Origin of the sequence: Rhodococcus sp. (in: high G+C Gram-positive bacteria) (assembly GCF_049591685.1) — a bacterium.
Taxonomy (GTDB): Bacteria; Actinomycetota; Actinomycetes; order Mycobacteriales; family Mycobacteriaceae; genus Rhodococcoides.
This window is the reverse complement of sequence record NZ_JBAWFH010000048.1, coordinates 1-5702: the sequence shown is the minus strand read 5'-3', so window position 1 is coordinate 5702 and position 5702 is coordinate 1. Positions and strand designations below refer to the sequence as shown.

The window sequence follows — 5702 nt, the reverse complement described above, 5'->3', positions numbered from 1 at the left end:
GCCGGCCCCCGCGCCCGCGCCGGCCGAGCCGCCCACTCCACAGTTGCCGACCAGCGCCGTCGCCAGCCCACTCGGCATCCCCACCGTCAACGTCGGCGCCTACAAGAATGCCGCGAACATTATCGCCGAGACCCAGCCCGGCTGCGGAATCGGCTGGACGCTCATCGCAGGCATCGGCCGCGTCGAATCCACCCACGCCAACGACGGCAAAGCAGACGACCTGGGTCAGCTGCTCGAACCCATCCTCGGACCCCGACTCGACGGTTCCCTGGCCGGCAACAACGTCATTGCCGACACCGACGGCGGCGCCCTCGACGGCGACCCCAACTTCGACCGCGCAGTCGGACCGATGCAGTTCCTCCCCGAAACCTGGAACCGCTACCACGCAGACGGCAACGGCGACGGCACCTCCGACCCGCAGAACCTCTACGACGCAGCGCTGGCCACGGGCAAATACCTGTGCGACGGCAACCTCGACCTCCGCGACCTCGGGCAAACCACCAAAGCCATCCTGCGGTACAACAACTCGATGGCCTACGTCGCCAACGTGCTCGCCTGGTCCACCGGCTACGCCACCGGCATCATCCCCACCTCCGACCAGCTACCACGGATTCATTAGTCTGATCCCATGGCAGTACTCACGGAATCCGACGTTCGAAGCGCACTCTCGAAGGTCATCGATCCGGAAATTCGCAAACCCATCACCGACCTCGGCATGGTCAAGGGCATCACCATCGGAGAGGGCGGCGCTGTCGGCGTCGGCATCTACCTCACCACTGCCGGTTGCCCCATGAAGACCGAGATCAGCGATCGCATCACCAAAGCGGTCTCCGACGTGCCCGGAGTCGGCACCATCGACGTCGAACTCGACGTCATGAACGACGAGCAGCGCACGGAGCTTCGCAAATCGCTCCGCGGCGATTCGGCCGAACCCGTCATTCCGTTCGCGCAGCCGGGCTCGTTGACGCGGGTCTACGCCGTCGCGTCCGGAAAGGGCGGCGTCGGTAAGTCGTCGGTCACCGTCAACCTCGCAGTGTCGCTCGCGAAGCGCGGACTGTCCGTCGGCGTGCTCGACGCCGACATCTATGGCCACTCCGTGCCGCGCATGCTCGGCAACGACGCCAAGCCGACTCAGGTCGAGAAGATGATCATGCCGCCGCAGGCGCACGGTGTGAAGTTCATCTCGATCGCCCAGTTCACCTCGGGGAACACTCCCGTCGTGTGGCGTGGTCCGATGCTGCACCGCGCGCTTCAGCAGTTCCTCGCGGACGTGTTCTGGGGCGATCTGGATGTGCTGCTGCTCGACCTCCCGCCCGGCACCGGCGACATCGCCATCTCCGTCGCGCAGTTGATTCCGGGCGCCGAGATCCTCGTCGTCACCACACCGCAGCAGGCTGCGGCCGAGGTCGCCGAGCGCGCAGGCGCAATCGCACTGCAGACTCGTCAGCGCATCGCCGGTGTGGTCGAGAACATGTCGTGGCTCGAGCTGCCCGACGGTACCCGCATGGACATCTTCGGCTCTGGCGGCGGTCAGGACGTCTCCGATCGACTCACCAAGGCTGTGGGCGCGAAAGTGCCACTGCTGGGCCAGGTTCCGCTCGACACCGCCGTTCGCGAAGGTGGCGACTCCGGAACCCCGATCGTGTTGTCGCAGCCGCAGACTCCCGCGGCTCAGGCACTCGAATCGGTCGCCCAGAAACTGGCGGTTCGCGAGCGCGGGCTCGTCGGTATGTCGTTGAGCATCGACACCACCCGAAAGTAAAGATTTCCCCGGGATTTGGTGTGGATCCCGTCCACCGTAAATAGTGACCTGCATGAAGAAGCCGCACCGGAGCAGGCCGCTACTCGTAACGGTCATGCTCGCACTGCTGATGACCCTGCTGGGATCCTTACTCGGCCCCGGCCTGGCGTCCGCTCAGCCCGCCCCACCGGGGCAGAACTACTCCATCGCGACGGATACGACGTTCGCGCCGTTCGAGTTCCAGGACGAGAACGGCCGCCTGGTCGGAATCGACATGGATCTGCTCGCGGCCATCGCAGCCGACCAGAGCTTCGAGTACACCGTCGAGCAGGTCGGCTTCGACACTGCGCTGCAGGGCGTCACGAGCGGCCAGTTCAACGGCATGATCGCCGGCATGTCGATCACCGACGAGCGCAAGGCGACCTTCGACTTCTCCGAACCGTACTTCGACTCCGGCGTCCAGATGGCGATCCTCGAATCGAACGACGAGGTCGAAAGCTACGAGGACCTGCGGGGCAAGTCCGTTGCCGTCAAGAACGGCACGGAGGGCGCCACCTTCGCGGGGTCCATTGCCGATCAGTACGGCTTCACCATCCGCAGTTTCGACGACTCCGCGACGATGTTCGAGGAGGTGCGCACCGGTAACTCCGCCGCTGCGTTCGAGGACTACCCCGTGCTCGCGTACGGCATCACGCAGGGCAACGGCTTCAAGACAGTCACCGACAAGGAAGCCGGAGCCAGCTACGGTTTCGCGGTTGCCAAGGGCACCAACGCGCAGCTGCTCGAGCAGTTCAACACCGGTCTGGCCAATCTCCGCGCCAACGGTCAGTACGACGAAATCCTCGATACCTATCTCAGCGCCGAAGCGTCGACCGCCGATACCTCGATCCCCGGGCTGATCGCCAGCAGCTGGCAGTTGCTCCTGAAGGGCCTGTGGCTGACCATCGTTCTGACGGTCATTTCCATCGCGATCGCGCTGGTTCTCGGTGCCGTCTTCGGTCTGTTCCGGGTGTCCACCAACATCGTGTTGCGCGGCATCGGCACCACCTACGTCGACATTTTCCGCGGCACACCGCTTCTGGTTCAGGCGTTCTTCATCTACTTCGGCGTTCCCGCCGCGCTGGACGTCTCGATGTCCGCCTTCACCGCTGGCATCATCACCCTCTCGCTCAACGCCGGTGCGTACATGGCCGAGATCGTGCGAGGCGGCATCCTGTCCGTCGACAAGGGCCAGATGGAGGCATCACGGAGCCTCGGCATCAGCTACCTCAAGTCGATGCGGCGCGTCGTCATGCCGCAGGCCGTGCGCACGATGATCCCGTCGTACATCAACCAGTTCGTCATCACCCTGAAAGACACCTCGCTGCTGTCGGTCATCGGCCTCGCCGAGTTGACGCAGACGGGCCGGTTGATCATCGCCCGCAACTTCGAGTCGTTCAACATGTGGCTCATCGTCGGTGTCATGTACTTCATCATCATCATGGCTCTCACCAAGCTGTCGAACCGGCTCGAGAAGAGGATCAACAAGTGAGCACCCCAGCTGCGACCAACACTGCCAAGATCTCGATCAAGGCACTCGAGAAAGCCTTCGGCGACAACACCGTGTTGAAGGGCATCGACGCCGAGATCGCGAACGGCGAAGTCGTCTGTGTCATCGGACCCTCCGGATCGGGCAAGAGCACATTCCTGCGGTGCCTCAACAAGCTCGAGGACATCACGGCCGGGCATGTCGTCGTCGACGGCGTCGACCTCACCGACAAGAGCGTCGACCTCGACGAAGTGCGGCAGAACATCGGCATGGTGTTTCAGCACTTCAACCTGTTCCCGCATATGACCGCCATCGAGAACGTCATGCTCGCACCGGTCGAGACGAAGAAGATGTCCAAGGCGCAGGCCAGGGAATCGGCCGTGAAGCTACTCGAAAAGGTCGGACTCTCGGACCGTGCCGACTACAAGCCCGCAAACCTGTCCGGTGGGCAGAAGCAACGCGTTGCCATCGCTCGCGCGCTCGCGATGAGCCCATCGATCATGCTGTTCGACGAGGCAACCTCCGCCCTCGACCCCGAGATGGTCGGCGAAGTACTGCAGGTGCTCCGCGATCTGGCGAAGGGCGGCATGACGATGGTCGTGGTGACGCACGAGATGGGATTTGCCCGCGAGGTCGCAGACCGTGTCATCTTCATGGCCGACGGCATCATCGTCGAAGAGGGAACGCCCGAACAGATCTTCGTGAACCCACAGCATGCGCGAACGCAGGACTTCCTGAACAAGGTGCTCTAGGAAGGGTTGTTTCAAGAGCCGGGCCCTTCGGTCAGGTCGCGTCGGAGTCGATCGGCGGGGTCTGACCGGACGGCAGCTTCTTCTCCAGCGACGGTTTCGCAGGGGAGCCGTTCTTGGCCTGGTTCTGAGTTCCGCTCAGGGGCTTGTCGAAGTTGCCGGTGAAGATCGAGTCGTCGCCGTCCAGCAGGTGCTTGGTGATGACTGCGCGCGGCGTCATGCCGCGGAGCTGATTGAGGTCGGCGAGCGGTTTGCGCAGGTCTTCGAAGTCGGTTCCCAGCTCGTCCTTGAGCTGCTGACTTGCCCCGTTGGCGTACTCCTTGACCTGACGAATCGACTTGGACACCCAGGAGATGGCACCGGGGAGCCGGTCTGGCCCGAGGATGACGAGTGCTGCTATCAGGAGAATGACGAGCTCTCCCCAGCCGATGTTGCCGAACACGGGCCCAGCCTAGTCGGAGACGGGCGTGACCGTCAGGTCGACCAGTCTGCCCGAACGCACCAGCTGCACGGGCGTCGATTCTCCGATGGCCCTGGCCTGCACGGCGACGACCAGTTCGTCGGCACTCGTGACCGTACGGTCGCCGACCTTGGTGATGACGTCGCCCTCGACGATGCCGGCCTGCTGGGCGGGACCGCCGGCACGCACGTTCGCGACCTCGGCGCCCGACGTGGCGTCGTTGATGACCGATCGGGCATTGATGCCGATGTCGGGGTGCTTCATCTCGCCGGTCGCGATGAGCGACTGGGTGACCTCGGTGACATCGTCGATGGGAATCGCGAAGCCGAGTCCGACGCTTCCGCCGCTTTCGCTGCGGATCGCGGAGTTGATGCCGATGACCCGGCCCTCGGCATCGATGAGCGGTCCGCCCGAATTACCCGGGTTGATCGCGGCGTCGGTTTGCACGGCGTCGATGACCGCGTCGGTGTCGGTGCCCTCGCCGGACAGCCGGACCGGCCGATCCAGGGCACTGACGATTCCCCGGGTGACCGTCTTGTTCAGCCCGAGCGGTGACCCGACGGCGACGACGTCCTCGCCGACCTGCACGTCGGCCGAATTTCCGAGTTCGGCGACGGTGAGGTTGCCGACGTCGGCTTTGAGCACGGCGAGGTCGGTCTTGATGTCGCGGCCGACGATGTCGGCGGGAACCTTGGTGCCGTCGGAGAACGTCACCTGCAGGCTCGCCCTGTCCGGATCGGTCGCGGCCATGGAAATGACGTGGTTGTTGGTGACGATGTAACCCTCGCCTGCAATGACAACGCCGGATCCGGTTCCGGCGTTGTCGCCGAGGGTGACCTGAATGGACACCACGGACGGCAACACGGCGTCGGCGACACGCGCTACCTGGCCCTGCGGCAGGTCTTCGCCGCTCGACTGCGTCAGATTGACCTTCTGGCTCGTGAGCGCCCCGGTGACCTCGGCGGTCTCCCGGCCGATCAGGCCACCGATCAGACCGATGGCAAGGGCGACCGCACCGAGAACGACGAGAGCTTTGGGGGCGACGCGTTCGCCGAACAGAACCTCGCGTACGCCCAGCTTGGGTCCTTCGGGCGGAGTCGGTGGCGTCGGGATGTCGGCTGCCGCGGCACCCAGCCGGACCGGGGACTCCGGGTCACGCCAGGGGTCCTGTGGTTCGGGCTCGGGCGGCGGAGGGCCGCCGCGGGCGTCGTGGTCGCGTTGAAG

General features: G+C 64.6%; 6 protein-coding genes. 4 read left to right on the top strand and 2 right to left on the bottom strand.

Translation table 11 applies throughout. The annotated features are described in order from the left end of the window. From WBQ44_RS02000 to WBQ44_RS01985, 4 genes are all read left to right on the top strand, one after another. A partial coding sequence (locus WBQ44_RS02000) for a lytic transglycosylase domain-containing protein (protein ID WP_495565065.1) occupies positions 1-619 on the top strand: 619 nt, incomplete at its 5' end. Between the two features lie 9 nt (positions 620-628). Then, on the top strand, positions 629-1762 hold the full coding sequence (locus WBQ44_RS01995; protein ID WP_495565064.1) for an Mrp/NBP35 family ATP-binding protein: 1134 nt from the start codon (positions 629-631) through the stop codon (positions 1760-1762). 52 nt (positions 1763-1814) lie between these two features. After that, positions 1815-3272, top strand: coding sequence for an amino acid ABC transporter substrate-binding protein/permease (locus tag WBQ44_RS01990; RefSeq protein ID WP_495565063.1), 1458 nt, complete (start codon positions 1815-1817; stop codon positions 3270-3272). Continuing rightward, complete coding sequence (locus tag WBQ44_RS01985) at positions 3269-4021, top strand: amino acid ABC transporter ATP-binding protein (RefSeq protein WP_495565062.1); 753 nt, start codon at positions 3269-3271, stop codon at positions 4019-4021. Before WBQ44_RS01990 ends, WBQ44_RS01985 begins: the two co-directional genes overlap by 4 nt. Positions 4022-4052: 31 nt before the next feature. Here the strand turns inward: WBQ44_RS01985 and tatB are convergent, their stop codons facing one another. Both tatB and WBQ44_RS01975 read right to left on the bottom strand, forming a co-directional pair. After that, on the bottom strand, positions 4053-4460 hold the full coding sequence (gene tatB / locus WBQ44_RS01980; RefSeq protein WP_495565061.1) for a Sec-independent protein translocase protein TatB: 408 nt from the start codon (positions 4458-4460) through the stop codon (positions 4053-4055). Between the two features lie 9 nt (positions 4461-4469). Then, positions 4470-5702: S1C family serine protease (locus tag WBQ44_RS01975; protein ID WP_495565060.1), on the bottom strand; the 1233-nt coding region annotated here is incomplete at its 5' end.

Bases quoted from the DNA above. Each gene is read 5' to 3' on its own strand.
- WBQ44_RS01995 (WP_495565064.1), top strand. From the start codon at position 629: ATGGCAGTACTCACGGAATCCGACGTTCGAAGCGCACTCTCGAAGGTC.
- WBQ44_RS01990 (WP_495565063.1), top strand. From the start codon at position 1,815: ATGAAGAAGCCGCACCGGAGCAGGCCGCTACTCGTAACGGTCATGCTC.